Annotated in this window: 11 protein-coding genes; 5 read left to right on the top strand and 6 right to left on the bottom strand. The window is 71.7% G+C overall.

Annotated features, from left to right (window positions below; genetic code table 11):
• Nucleotides 1-13 precede the first annotated feature (13 nt).
• Nucleotides 14-745, bottom strand: a complete 732-nt coding sequence (locus ACZ601_RS11900; protein ID WP_440575573.1) for a hypothetical protein — start codon at nucleotides 743-745, stop codon at nucleotides 14-16.
• 60 nt (nucleotides 746-805) lie between these two features.
• A complete protein-coding gene (locus ACZ601_RS11905; protein WP_469536092.1) occupies nucleotides 806-2,131 on the bottom strand; it encodes a DUF2252 domain-containing protein in 1,326 nt (441 codons plus the stop codon).
• Between the two features lie 181 nt (nucleotides 2,132-2,312).
• Here ACZ601_RS11905 and dnaE point away from each other — a divergent pair, with 181 nt between their 5' ends.
• On the top strand, nucleotides 2,313-5,849 hold the full coding sequence (dnaE, locus tag ACZ601_RS11910; RefSeq protein WP_440575571.1) for a DNA polymerase III subunit alpha: 3,537 nt from the start codon (nucleotides 2,313-2,315) through the stop codon (nucleotides 5,847-5,849).
• 146 nt (nucleotides 5,850-5,995) lie between these two features.
• On the opposite strand, the gene ACZ601_RS11915 is transcribed toward dnaE, so the two are convergent.
• Entirely contained in the window at nucleotides 5,996-6,175 is a 180-nt protein-coding gene (locus tag ACZ601_RS11915; RefSeq protein WP_440575570.1) for a hypothetical protein, read from the bottom strand.
• A 229-nt stretch (nucleotides 6,176-6,404) separates the two neighbouring features.
• Here ACZ601_RS11915 and ACZ601_RS11920 point away from each other — a divergent pair, with 229 nt between their 5' ends.
• The 4 genes from ACZ601_RS11920 (at nucleotide 6,405) to ACZ601_RS11935 (ending at nucleotide 10,619) form a co-directional block, all read left to right on the top strand.
• On the top strand, nucleotides 6,405-7,736 hold the full coding sequence (locus tag ACZ601_RS11920; protein WP_469536097.1) for an NYN domain-containing protein: 1,332 nt from the start codon (nucleotides 6,405-6,407) through the stop codon (nucleotides 7,734-7,736).
• A gap of 154 nt (nucleotides 7,737-7,890) precedes the next feature.
• Entirely contained in the window at nucleotides 7,891-8,865 is a 975-nt protein-coding gene (locus ACZ601_RS11925; RefSeq protein ID WP_440578728.1) for an ABC transporter ATP-binding protein, read from the top strand.
• A gap of 85 nt (nucleotides 8,866-8,950) precedes the next feature.
• On the top strand, nucleotides 8,951-9,820 hold the full coding sequence (locus tag ACZ601_RS11930; protein ID WP_469536100.1) for an ABC transporter permease: 870 nt from the start codon (nucleotides 8,951-8,953) through the stop codon (nucleotides 9,818-9,820).
• A gap of 34 nt (nucleotides 9,821-9,854) precedes the next feature.
• Nucleotides 9,855-10,619, top strand: coding sequence for an ABC transporter permease (locus ACZ601_RS11935; RefSeq protein WP_469536102.1), 765 nt, complete (start codon nucleotides 9,855-9,857; stop codon nucleotides 10,617-10,619).
• A 289-nt stretch (nucleotides 10,620-10,908) separates the two neighbouring features.
• On the opposite strand, the gene ybaK is transcribed toward ACZ601_RS11935, so the two are convergent.
• Genes ybaK through ACZ601_RS11950 form a run of 3 tightly spaced genes read right to left on the bottom strand, consistent with a single transcriptional unit; the run spans nucleotide 10,909 to nucleotide 13,224 of the window.
• Complete coding sequence (gene ybaK, locus ACZ601_RS11940; RefSeq protein WP_440578725.1) at nucleotides 10,909-11,415, bottom strand: Cys-tRNA(Pro) deacylase; 507 nt, start codon at nucleotides 11,413-11,415, stop codon at nucleotides 10,909-10,911.
• A 22-nt stretch (nucleotides 11,416-11,437) separates the two neighbouring features.
• Nucleotides 11,438-12,181, bottom strand: coding sequence for an LON peptidase substrate-binding domain-containing protein (locus ACZ601_RS11945; protein WP_469536106.1), 744 nt, complete (start codon nucleotides 12,179-12,181; stop codon nucleotides 11,438-11,440).
• A 5-nt stretch (nucleotides 12,182-12,186) separates the two neighbouring features.
• Nucleotides 12,187-13,224, bottom strand: coding sequence for a hypothetical protein (locus tag ACZ601_RS11950; protein WP_469536107.1), 1,038 nt, complete (start codon nucleotides 13,222-13,224; stop codon nucleotides 12,187-12,189).
• Nucleotide 13,225 lies beyond the last annotated feature (1 nt).

A 13,225-nucleotide genomic window follows, 5' to 3' on the forward strand; every position in this document is an offset into this window, starting at 1 on the left:
CGGGGACTCCTGCTCAGGCGGTGGCGCAGGCCGAGCGCGGCGGTCCCCTCCGTCCCACGGAGTGCACGAGGAGGCGGGCCGGTGCGTGCGCGTGCGGGCCGCGCGGCGAAGGCCTCACCGGGCGGCGTACCCGGTGACGGGCCGTCCCCGCCACGGCGACCGCGACCAGCAGCGGCCGGAACGCCAGCAGCGCGAACGCGCCCAGCAGACCGGCGAGCGCCAGCTCACCGCGGTGCAGCCAGGCAGCGGCGAGCAGCCCGACGGTGACATGGGCGGCCAGCAGCAGCCACGGCACCAGGGGCCCCGGGGAGGCGAGCAGCGCGGCGGCGCCGTGCCCGGAACCGGTCACGGAGGCGAGCGGGGTGCCCACCCCGCCGACCCCGGCGAACGCCGTCGCGCCCGCGCCGACGTCACCGCCGCCGCAGAACACATCGACGCCCACCGAACGCAGCGGGCCGGTGATCGGGCCGCCCGCGGCGCCGTAACAGAGGTGCTGACCGGTGGTGAAGACGGTGTCGGCGACCAGCTCCAGCGGCACCAGCAGCCCGGCGATCGCCCCGAAGCCGCGCTCCCGGCCGGCCAGCGCGTACGCGACGGCGAAGACCCCGCCGGCCAGCACCGCCAGGAGCGGCAGCGGCAGCGGGACCTGGGAGAGCAGCACATGGGACGCAGCCGACAGCGTCACGACGAGCGCCGTGAAGAGCGCCGCGCGCACGAGTCTGAGCTGCGTCCCGGATATGTCCATCGTCGAGGAGTGTCGCACGCCAACCTGTAAGCGAGCCCTAAAGCCGCAGGCTCGGTGCGCTCACAACCCCGGGATCCGGCCGTTGCGGAACAGGTCCACGAAGATCTGGTGGTCGGCGCGGGCCCGTGCGCCGTAGCTGTGGGCGAAGTCCACCAGCAGGTCCCCGAAGCCCTCCTCGTCCGCCGCGATCGCCGCGTCGATGGCCCGCTCGGTGGAGAACGGCACCAGCGAGTGGCCGCTCTCGTCGTCCGCCGCGGAGTGCATCGTCGCCGTCGCCCGGCCGAGGTCGGCCACCACCGCCGCGATCTCGTCGGGCTCGTCGATGTCGGACCAGTCCAGATCGACGGCGTACGGCGAGACCTCCGCGACCAGCTGTCCTGAGCCGTCCAGCTCGGTCCAGCCCAGCCACGGGTCGGCGTGCGCCTGGAGGGCGCGCTGCGAGATCACCGTGCGGTGCCCCTCGTGCTGGAAGTAGTCGCGCACCGCGGCGTCCGTGATGTGCCGGGAGACCGCGGGGGTCTGCGCCTGCTTGAGGTAGATCACCACATCGTTCTCCAGGGCGTCGCTGTTGCCCTCCAGAAGGATGTTGTACGAGGGCAGCCCGGCCGATCCGATGCCGATCCCGCGCCTGCCGACGACGTCCTTGACCCGGTAGGAGTCGGGCCGGGTCAGGCTCGACTCCGGCAGCGTCTCCAGATAGCCGTCGAACGCCGCGAGCACCTTGTAGCGCGTCGCCGCGTCCAGATCGATCGCGCCGCCGCCGTCCGCGAAGCGGCGCTCGAAGTCACGGATCACGGTCATCGAGTCCAGCAGCGAGAACCGGGTCAGCGCGCGGGCGTCACGCAGGGCGCCCAGCAGCGGGCCCTCCGCGGTGTCCAGCGTGAAGGGCGGCAGCTCGTCGCTCTTCGCGCCCGTCGCCAGCGCGTGGATCCGCTCGCGGTAGGCCGCCGCGAAGATCCGGACGAGCTCGGTGATCTGCTCGTCGCCCAGCGCCTTCGCGTAACCGATCAGGGCGACGGAGGCGGCGAAGCGCTTGAGGTCCCAGGTGAACGGGCCCACATAGGCCTCGTCGAAGTCGTTGACGTTGAAGACCAGCCGGCCGTTGGCGTCCATGTACGTGCCGAAGTTCTCCGCGTGCAGATCGCCGTGGATCCACACCCGGCCGGTGCGCTCGTCGAGGTACGGGCCGCCGTGCCGCTCCCGCTCCAGATCGCCGTAGAACAGGCACGCCGTACCCCGGTAGAACGCGAAGGCCGAGCCCGCCATCTTGCGGAACTTGACCCGGAAGGCGGCCGGATCGGCGGCCAGCAGCTCACCGAAGGCGGTGTCGAAAACCTCAAGGATCTGCTCCCCGCGCTGCGCTGCGCCGGTCTGCGTTTCCGACATCTCTGGGTGCCTCCTGGTACCTGGCCTGCGTGACGACGTACATGACAAATGGGACGGGCGTCCCAGCTCTTCCAACGCGCGACCGTATCCCGGAGTGCCCGTCACTCGTGACCCGGGAGACGTAGACTTCCACGCTGTCCCCCCAAGCCGACATCCTCAGTTTTCCCGGAGGCACAGCGCCGTGACCAAGCCGCCTTTCACGCACCTTCACGTCCACACCCAGTACTCGCTGCTGGACGGTGCCGCGCGGCTCAAGGACATGTTCGAGGCGGCGAACACGATGGGCATGTCGCACATCGCGATGACCGACCACGGCAACCTGCACGGCGCCTACGACTTCTTCCATTCGGCCAAGAAGGCGAATGTGACGCCCATCATCGGGATCGAGGCGTACGTCGCCCCGGAGTCGCGCAAGCACAAGCGGAAGATCCAGTGGGGCCAGCCGCACCAGAAGCGTGACGACGTCTCCGGCTCCGGTGGGTACACCCACAAGACGATCTGGGCGTCCAACGCCAAGGGCCTGCACAACCTCTTCAAGCTGTCCTCCGACGCCTACGCCGAGGGCTGGCTGCAGAAGTGGCCGCGGATGGACAAGGAGACGATCTCCCAGTGGTCGGAGGGTCTGATCGCCTCTACCGGCTGCCCCTCCGGTGAGGTGCAGACCCGGCTCCGGCTCGGCCAGTTCGACGAGGCGGTGCAGGCGGCCTCCGACTACAAGGACATCTTCGGCGCGGACAAGTACTTCCTGGAGCTGATGGACCACGGCATCGAGATCGAGCGCCGGGTCCGCGACGGGCTCCTGGAGATCGGCCGGAAGCTGGACATCCCGCCGCTGGTCACGAACGACTCGCACTACACCTACGCCAACGAGGCGACCGCGCACGACGCGCTGCTGTGCATCCAGACCGGCAAGAACCTCTCCGACCCGGACCGCTTCCGCTTCGACGGCACCGGCTACTACCTGAAGACGACGGACGAGATGTACGCCGTCGACTCCTCGGACGCCTGGCAGCAGGGCTGCGCCAACACCCTGCTGGTCGCGCAGCAGATCGACACCACCGGGATGTTCGAGAAGCGCGACCTGATGCCGAAGTTCGACATCCCCGAGGGCTTCACGGAGATCACCTGGTTCCAGGAGGAGGTCCGGGTCGGGATGGCGCGCCGCTTCCCGAACGGCGTCCCCGACGACCGGCAGAAGCAGGTCGAGTACGAGATGGACATCATCATCCAGATGGGGTTCCCGGGGTACTTCCTGGTCGTCGCGGACTTCATCATGTGGGCGAAGAACAACGGCATCGCGGTCGGCCCCGGCCGTGGTTCCGCCGCCGGTTCGATCGTCTCCTACGCGATGGGCATCACCGACCTCGACCCGATCGAGCACGGGCTGATCTTCGAGCGGTTCCTCAACCCCGAGCGCGTCTCCATGCCCGACGTCGACATCGACTTCGACGAGCGCAGGCGCGTCGAGGTGATCAGGTACGTGACCGAGAAGTACGGCGCCGACAAGGTCGCCATGATCGGCACCTACGGCAAGATCAAGGCCAAGAACGCGATCAAGGACTCCGCCCGCGTCCTCGGCTACCCGTACGCGATGGGCGACCGCCTCACCAAGGCCATGCCCGCCGACGTCCTCGGCAAGGGCATCGACCTCAACGGCATCACCGACCCCAAGCACCCGCGCTACAGCGAGGCGGGCGAGATCCGGGGGATGTACGAGAACGAGCCGGACGTCCAGAAGGTCATCGACACCGCGAAGGGCGTCGAGGGGCTGGTCCGGCAGATGGGCGTGCACGCCGCGGGCGTCATCATGTCCAGCGAGCCGATCGTCGACCACGCCCCGCTCTGGACGCGGCACTCCGACGGCGTCACCATCACGCAGTGGGACTACCCGCAGTGCGAGTCGCTCGGCCTGCTCAAGATGGACTTCCTGGGGCTGCGCAACCTGACGATCATGGACGACGCCATCAAGATGGTGAAGTCCAACAAGGGCATCGACCTGGAGATGCTGGCCCTCCCGCTGGACGACCCCAAGACGTACGAGCTGCTCTGCCGGGGCGACACGCTCGGGGTGTTCCAGTTCGACGGCGGGCCGATGCGTTCGCTGCTGCGCCAGATGCAGCCCGACAACTTCGAGGACATCTCCGCCGTCTCGGCCCTGTACCGGCCGGGCCCGATGGGCATGAACTCGCACACGAACTACGCCGAGCGCAAGAACGCCCGCCAGGAGATCACTCCGATCCACCCGGAGCTGGAGGAGCCGCTCAAGGAGGTCCTCGGTCTCACCTACGGCCTGATCGTCTACCAGGAGCAGGTCCAGAAGGCCGCCCAGATCGTCGCCGGGTACTCGCTCGGCGAGGCCGACATCCTGCGCCGCGTGATGGGCAAGAAGAAGGCCGACGAGCTGGCGAAGAACTTCGTCCTGTTCGAGGCCGGCGCCAAGAAGAACGGCTTCTCCGACGCCGCGATCAAGGCGCTCTGGGACGTGCTGGTCCCGTTCGCCGGATACGCCTTCAACAAGGCGCACTCCTCCGCGTACGGACTGGTCACCTACTGGACCGGCTATCTGAAGGCCAACTACCCCGCCGAGTACATGGCGGCGCTGCTGACCTCGGTCAAGGACGACAAGGACAAGTCGGCGGTCTACCTCAACGAGTGCCGCCGCATGGGCATCAAGGTGCTCCCGCCGAACGTCAACGAGTCGGAGTCGAACTTCGCCGCCCAGGGTGACGACGTCATCCTGTTCGGGCTCACGGCCATCCGCAACGTCGGCCAGAACGTCGTCGACTCGATCATCCGGTGCCGCAAGACGAAGGGGAAGTACAGCAGTTTCCCCGACTTCCTCGACAAGGTCGAGGCGGTCGTCTGCAACAAGCGGACCGTGGAGTCCCTCATCAAGGCCGGCGCCTTCGACGAGATGGGCCACACCCGCAAGGGGCTCGTCGCCCACCACGAACCCATGATCGACAACGTGGTCCAGGTCAAGCGCAAGGAGGCCGAGGGGCAGTTCGACCTCTTCGGCGGCGGCGAGGAGGACAGCGGCGAGCCCGGCTTCGGGCTCGACGTGGAGTTCTCCGACATCGAGTGGGAGAAGTCCTACCTGCTGGCCCAGGAGCGCGAGATGCTCGGGCTGTACGTCTCCGACCACCCGCTCTTCGGCATCGAGCACGTGCTGAGCGACAAGGCCGACGCCGCGATCGCCCAGCTCATGGGCGGCGAGCACAGCGACGGCGCGATCGTCACCGTGGGCGGCATCATCTCCGGCCTCCAGCGCAAGATGACCAAGCAGGGCAACGCCTGGGCCATCGCCACCGTCGAGGACCTGGCCGGCTCCATCGAGTGCATGTTCTTCCCCGCCACCTACCAGCTGGTCTCCACCCAGCTCGTCGAGGACACCGTCGTCTTCGTCAAGGGACGGCTCGACAAGCGGGAGGACGTGCCCCGGCTCGTCGCCATGGAGATGCAGGTCCCCGACATCTCCAACGCGGGCACCAACGCCCCCGTGATCCTGACCATCCCCACGGTCAAGATCACCCCGCCCATGGTCAGCCGGCTCGGCGAGGTGCTCAGCAGCCACCGCGGCGACACGGAGGTGCGGATCAGGCTCCAGGGCCCCCGCAAGACCACGGTGCTCCGGCTCGACCGGCACCGGGTGAAGGCCGACCCGGCGCTCTTCGGAGACCTGAAGGTGCTGCTCGGCCCGTCCTGCCTGGCCGGCTGAGCCGCCGGACCCGGCACACACGCGCCGGACCGGACCCGCCGCACACGTACGGACCGGACCCGTCGCACACGCACGAGAGGGGCGCCCCGCGAATGCGGGAGCGCCCCTCTCGGCTACCGGCCTGTGGCCGTACCGGGGGAGTCCGGTCAGTTGTGGCCGAAGCGCCGCTGATGCTTACGCGCAACATCGGCAGGGCTGCCCTGGGACTGGGACTGAGGCTGGTTCTGCGACTCGAAGGCCGTGGACCGTGCCTCCTGAGCACCGCGCTCCGACTCGGTAGCGCGGTCCTGCTGGCTGCCCTGCTTGCGGTTCTTGTTCTTGGCCATGGTGTTCCTCCTTGGGGGACTCTCGGGGCCAGGACCACAATCAAATTCACATAATCGGATAAACATCGCATGTTGGATCATTACCGTGCGTAGTGAGGGGGTATGATGCGCCGTTTTCCGGATCCGCCACGCCGATGATCGAGTTCCACCCGTTAACCCCCGCGTGGTCGGGCAGACTCGAAGAAAACCCCTGACCTGAGTGGACCCGTTCCCGAATTCCTGGAAGAGGGTGGAACGCGTGGACCGTTGCGTCGTCCTGGTGGACGCCGGTTACCTGCTGGGCGCGGCCGCCAGCCTGCTGGCCGGAGAGCCCGCCCGTTCCCGCATCACCGTCGACCACGCCGCCCTGATCCAGGGGCTGAGGGAGCGGGCGGAGGCCGATACGGAACAGCCGCTGCTGCGGATCTACTGGTTCGACGGCGCCCCCGACCGGGTACCGCAGCCCGAGCACCGCAGACTGCGCGTCATGCCACGGGTGACGGTTCGACTGGGCGCCCTCACCCGCAGTGACGGGCGCTGGGCGCAGAAGGGGGTCGACGCGGCGATGCACGCGGAGCTCACCGAGCTCGCGCGCAACCGCGCCTGCTCCGACGTGGTCCTGGTGACCGGCGACGGCGATCTGCTGCCCGGACTGATGTCCGCCAAGGAACACGGCGTGGCCGTCCACCTCTGGGCGGTCCAGGCCGCCGACGGCGACTACAACCAGTCGGAGGACCTCGTCGCGGAGGCCGACGAGCGGCGCGTGCTCGACCGGGCCTGGATCACCCGCGCCGTACGCGCCAAGGAGACCGGCGGCCCGTGCGCGCCGCCGCCCGCCGCGCGGAACTCCGAGATCGCCGCGATCCTCTCCGCCCCGCTGCCCGAGTCCGCCCTCGCGGCCTCCGCGGAGCGGGCCACGGAGGCCCAGGAGGAGGCCGCCCGCAGCGGTGCCCCGGAGCCGTCGGAGGATGCCGCCCCGCACGCCCCGCACGCCCCGCACGGCCACCCGGGCCGGGGCGTCCCCACCCCGAAGGATCTCGCCGGCACTCTGCGCGGCCCCGGCCCCGGCGCCCAGCCCGCCCAGCAGCCCGCCCCGCCGCCCGCCGGCGCTACCCTGCGCTGGTCCTCCGACCGGGGCTGGGTCGAGCGCGGCGGCCCCCTCGGTGAGCCCCCGGAGACCGCGTCCCTCCCGACGCTGGCCCAGGTCACCAGCGCGGAGCAGCGCTGGGCGGACCGCGAGGAGGACATCACCACGGTCGGCGGTGACCCCTTCGAGGTGGGCCAGGTCTTCGCCCGGCGCTGGATGGAACGGCTGCCGGAGACCCTCCACCTCCAGAAGCTGTCCACCATGTACCCCCGCGTCCCGCACCGCATCGACGGCGAACTGCTCCGGTACGCAGCCCGGTTCGGCCTCCTCGCGCACAAGGACGACCAGATCGACGAGCACGACCGGTACGCGATCCGGGCCGGGTTCTGGCGCGAGATCGACGTACGGGCAGCCGCGGAGCACGTTCCGCCGCTGCCCGAGAAGCACGCTCCGCCGGTGGCCCGCACGGAGAAAGCGGCACCGGCCGGAGACTGAGACCGCATCGGGGGCCGGGGCGCTCAACCCTTCCGCGGATTGCCGCGTTGATGTCCCGTCGGCGCGGCCCCGGGCGTCATGGGGGCGCCCGGACCCCGTACCCTCGTACCTCGTGAGTACGGGCACAGCACAGGCGCAGACGGCGAGCGGCACCGTGTGCGCGGTGCGGGACCTGGTCAAGACCTACCCGGCGGCCCGGGGCAGGCGCGGCAGACCCGCCACCCCCGAGGTACGCGCCACCGACGGCATCAGCCTGGACGTCCGGCGCGGTGAGATCTTCGGACTGCTCGGGCCCAACGGCGCCGGCAAGTCCACCCTCGTACGGCAGCTCACCGGGCTGATGCGGCCCGATTCCGGCAGTGTCGAGATGCTCGGCCACGATCTCGTGCGTCATCCCGAGCGGGCCTCCCGGCTGCTCGGCTACCTCGGCCAGGAGTCGACCGCGCTGGACGAGCTGACGGTGGCGCTCGCCGCCGAGACCACCGGACGGCTGCGCGGACTGCCGGTACGGGACGCCCGCGCCGAGCGCGACGCCGTACTCGAAGAACTCGGCCTCGCCGAACTCGCGGGCCGGCCCCTGAAGAAGCTCTCCGGCGGGCAGCGGCGGCTCGCCTGCGTCGCCGCCGCGCTGGTCGGGGAGCGGCCGGTGCTCATCCTCGACGAGCCGACGACCGGCATGGACCCCGTCGCCCGGCGTGCCGTCTGGGCGGCCGTCGACCGGCGGCGGGCCGAGCGCGGCGCGACGGTGCTGCTGGTCACCCACAACGTCATCGAGGCCGAGACCGTCCTGGACCGGGTCGCCGTCATCGACCGGGGCAAGGTCATCGCCTGCGACACCCCGGCCGGGCTCAAGGAGCAGGTCGCCGGTGAGGTCAGGGTGGAGCTGGTGTGGCGCGAACGGGCCCCGCTGGACGTGCCGGAGGTCGCCGCGCTGCGGGGGTCCGCGCAGGAATCAGGACGCCGCTGGGTGCTGCGGCTCGGGCCCGACGAGGCACGGGCGGCGGTCGCCGCGGTGACCGGCGGGGCGGCCTTCGCCGCGCTCGACGACTTCACCCTGGCGACGCCCAGCCTGGAGGATGTCTATCTGGCGCTCGGCGGCGGCGCGACCAGGGGACTGGTGAAGTCATGACCGCGACGCGTGCGACGAGCGGCGCGGCCGGAACGGACCGGTGCGGGCGTGCGGCCGGGCAGGGACCGAACAGGAGCAGCGCCAGGTGACGAGCATCGTTCGCGCGGAGGCGGTGTCCGGGCAGTCCGGGCAGCCGGCCCGCTCCGCACCGTCGGGCAGGGCAGACCGGGACGCTTCCGCCGACGGCCGGAGCACGCAGGCCGCGGAGCTCGCCCCGAGGGCCAGGCTCTTCCCCTCGCTCGCGGCGGTCTACCGGGCCCAGCTCTCCCGGGCCAGGGTCGCCCGCATCCCGCTGCTCTTCGTGGCGACCTTCCAGTCCGTCGGGATCATGGTCCTGATGCGCGGGGTCGTCGACGGCGGCTCGGAGGCGCGGGCCGTCGTCGCCGGGTCCAGCGTCCTGGTCGTCGCCTTCGTCGCGCTGAACCTGCTCGCCCAGTACTTCGGGCAGCTCCGGGCCGGCGGAGGGCTCGACCACTACGCGACGCTGCCCGTGCCGCCCGCCGCCGTGGTGCTCGGGGCGGCCGGGGCGTACGCCTCCTTCACCGTGCCCGGCACCATCGTCACGGCGGTGACCGGCAGTGTGCTCTTCGGTCTGCCGATGACCCATCTGTGGGTGCTCGTCGCCGTCATCCCGCTCTCCGGCGCGGCCCTCTCCGGGCTCGGCGCCGCGCTCGGGCTGCTCGCGCCCCGGCAGGAGCTGGCCACACTGCTGGGACAGCTGGGCATGTCCGCTGCCCTGCTGCTGGGCGTGCTCCCGGCGAACCGGCTGCCGGAGCCGATCGGCTGGGCGCGCGATCTGCTGCCTTCCACCTACGGGGTCGAGGCGCTCGCCCGCTCCTTCGACGCCCACCCCGACTGGGCCGTCGTCACCCTCGACCTGGCCGTCTGCGCCGTCGTGGGCGTGCTCTCGCTGGCCGTGGCGGCCTGGGCGTACCGCAGGGCAGCGGTCCGGTGAGGCGCGGCGCGGGGACGCCTGGCACGATGGCACGGTGACAGCACCTCTGACGCCGCCGCACCAGCCCTCGCCCCACGAGCCGTGGCAGACGCCGCAGAAAGGGGGCGGCCCCGGCGGCTCCCATCCCAGGAACCTGCTGGAGTCGCCGGAGGAACGGGATCTCCGTACGGATCTGCGCCGCGCCGGGATCGTCTGCGCGGCCGTGACGGTCGCCGGGGTCGCGCTCGGACTGCTGTGGCTGTGGCTGGCGCCCCGGGTGCCGCTGATCTCCGACAACACCGCCGTCTTCCTGAGCGACAGCGAGGGCGAGGAGGCGATCGGGGCCGACGGAACGTTCGCGCTGCTCGCGCTGGCGTTCGGCGCGGTCTCCGCGGGGCTGGCCTTCCTCTTCCACCGGCGGGGCGGGGTCGTGCTCGTCGTGGGCCTCGCGGTGGGCGGCGTGCTCGGCTCGGTGCTGGCGTGGCAGCTGGGGACCCGGCTCGGACCGACCGACGACGTGGTCGCCCACGCGCGCGAGGTGGGCAAGGGCGTGATCTTCGACGCGCCGCTGGAGCTGCACGCGAAGGGGGCGCTGCTGGCGTGGTCGCTGGCGGCGATGGCCGTGCATCTGGGGCTGACGGCGATGTTCGGGCCGCGGGATCCCGAGCCGGAGTGGGGGGTCTACCACGGGCCGGGGGGCGCGCCGGTGTACGGGGCGGGGCCGTCGCCCTCGCCGTCTGCCGGTCCGGCGCCGTCTGCCGGTCCCGCGCCGTCCGGGCCGCCGTCGCCCGAGCCGCCCGCGCCGCCTTCGGGCTCGTAGCGGCGAGGCGGGTGCCGGCCGCTGCGCGGGGCTTGTCCCCTACCCGCCCCTTCCCGTAACCGGGGCTCCGCCCCGGACCCCGCTCCTCAATCGCCGGAGGGGCTTGAGGTGGCCGGCCCCCGCTCCTCAATCGCCGGAGGGGCTGGATGTGGCTGGACCCCGCTCCTTAATCGCCGGAGGGGCTGGATGTGGCCCGGCCCCGCTCCTTAATCGCCGGAGGGGCTGGATGTGGCCCGACCCGTTTGAGGACGGAACCGGTTCGCCCGGGAAGGCGCGTCCCTACGAGCGCCTACGCGCCCCGGCCGATCGGTGCGAACACCGCGTCCGTCAGGGTTGCCAGATCCTCCGGGGACAGTTCGACCTCCAGGCCGCGGCGCCCCGCGGAGACGCAGACCGTGCCGTGGGCCCGTGCCGACGCGTCCAGCACCGTGGGCAGCCGCTTGCGCTGGCCCAGCGGGGAGATGCCGCCCAGGACGTAGCCCGTGGTCCGCTCCGCCGCCGCCGGGTCCGCCATGGCCGCCCGCTTGCCGCCGACGGCCGTCGCCAGGGCCTTGAGGTCCAGGGAGCCGGCGACCGGGACGACCGCGACGGTCAGCCGGCCGTCCACGTCGGCCACCAGGGTCTTGAACACCCGGTCCGGGGAGACGCCCAGCGCCTCTGCCGCCTCCTCGCCGTAGGAGGCGGCCGCCGGGTCGTGCTCGTAGGCGTGCACCGTGAAGGGCGTGCCGGCCGCGGTCAGCGCGACCGTGGCGGGGGTGGAGCCGGTCTGGGGCTGCTTCTTCGGCTTCTTCGCCACGGGGGAGTGGCCCTCCGGTCGCTCAGTTGGGGTGGGTCGGGGCCCGGGTCAGGTCCACCGCGGGCAGCGACGGCAGGTGGCGGATGACGGCGGTCTCCGAACGCAGCAGCGTCAGCTCCTCGCGGAGCCGGGTCGCGGTGTCCGGGGCCTGGAGCAGGCGCTGCTTGGCGGGGATGTCCAGTACGGCCGCCGCGGCGACCAGGTACGAGATGACGGCCGGGTCGTCGGGCAGGTCCGCGCCGGTGGTGAGGGAGCGTTCGCTCGCGCCCGCCAGCCGCTTCTGGTAGCTCCGGAAGGCCCGCAGGACGCCCTCGGCGAGCGCGCCCGCGTCCTCGCCCGGATCCTCCTCCAGCTCTTCGAGCTCAGCCGTCAGGTACGGGCCGCCGGCGTCCACGGAGAGCAGCCGGACCCGGGTGGTGCCGGTCGCCAGGACCTCGAAGCTGCCGTCGGAGCGCTCCCGGATCTTCGCCGCGTCGGCGATACAGCCCACCCGGTGGAACGTCTGGACGGGATCGGGGCCGAAGCCGTCCGCCGGACCGCGCTCGACCGGAACGCGGCCGGGGTCGGGCATTCCGGTGGCCGTCGGAGCGGTTTCGCGGCCGTCGCGGATGGCGACCACGGCGAAGCGGCGCGGTTCGTCCTCATCGGCCTTCAGGAGTTCGCGCATCATGGCGCGATAACGCTCCTCGAAGACGTTCAGCGGCAGCACGAGGCCGGGGAACAGCACCGCGTTCAGCGGGAACAGAGGCAGGCGAGCGGTGGTCACAACGGTCAAGCGTAATGGCCGTGGGCCCGTCCTCGGTCGGCCCGGTGTCGCAAGGGCGTCACAGACGCCACCTGGAGCCTGGTGCCGTCGCGTGCGTCGAGGAACCGGCCGAGCGGATCGTCGGACACGGAGGACCACGGGAACGACGCCGCGTGCGGTCCGATCTGCCGGAACTGTTCCAGCGCCTCGTCCCACCGCCCCCGCGCCACCAGCACGTACGCGAGCAGGTTGCGGACCTCGGCCGGCCACGGATCGCCCGGAGCGAACGCGGTGGAGAGCGAGATCGCCAGATCCGCGGCCCGGTCGATCCGCTCGACCTGCACCGAGGTGGTCCGCACGTCCGGCCCCTCGGTCAGCACGGCGAAGGCCGCCCGCAGCGGCAGCGCCTGCACCAGGGAGCTGGACAGCGAGTCCTCCGCGGCCCGCTCGGCGAAGTCGAAGCACTCCCGGTGCGAGCCGTACCAGGCGGCGGAGAGGTACTGGAGGGCGGCGACGTGGCAGCCGTAGTGGTGCGTGGAGCGCTGTACGGCCTGCTCCCACAGCGCCTCGAACGTGGTGTGCGTGGCCCGGGTGCCGCGGGCGTGGTCGAGCGCGAGGCGCCAGGGCACCGGATCGCGCGGGTCGCACTCCGCGGCGGCCGTGATCATCGGCCCCACCTCGCGCAGCTGTTCCGCGCGGGCGGGCGACTCCCAGGCGCGCAACAGGGCGAGCTGGGCCTTGACGAGCAGCGCGTCGGGGTCGTGCGGGGTGACGGCCAGCCAGTCGCCCAGCCAGCCGTCCCGGTTGCGGGCGAACGCCACGAGCCGCTTCAGGTAGCGGTCCCGGCTCTCCCACTCGCCCGCGTCCCTGGTGGTGGCGAGCAGCTTCGCGGCCGGTTCGTACTCCCCGAGCGCGGCGGCGACCAGCGCGGGCGACAGCCGGTCGTCGGGGGCGTCGAGCATCACCGCATGGTCCGCGGGCAACCCGGTCGACAGTTCCGGGGTGTGCCGGACCATGCGCGCGGTACGGAGCAGAGCGCGGAGGAAAGGCATGGTGCAGACCATT

The sequence above is a fragment of the Streptomyces sp. NPDC104307 genome, from assembly GCF_055584045.1.

Coding starts and splice junctions, on each gene's coding strand:
- ACZ601_RS11900 (WP_440575573.1), bottom strand. CDS start 745: ATGGACATATCCGGGACGCAGCTCAGACTCGTGCGCGCGGCGCTCTTC.
- ACZ601_RS11905 (WP_469536092.1), bottom strand. CDS start 2,131: ATGTCGGAAACGCAGACCGGCGCAGCGCAGCGCGGGGAGCAGATCCTT.
- ACZ601_RS11915 (WP_440575570.1), bottom strand. CDS start 6,175: ATGGCCAAGAACAAGAACCGCAAGCAGGGCAGCCAGCAGGACCGCGCT.
- ACZ601_RS11950 (WP_469536107.1), bottom strand. CDS start 13,224: ATGGTCTGCACCATGCCTTTCCTCCGCGCTCTGCTCCGTACCGCGCGC.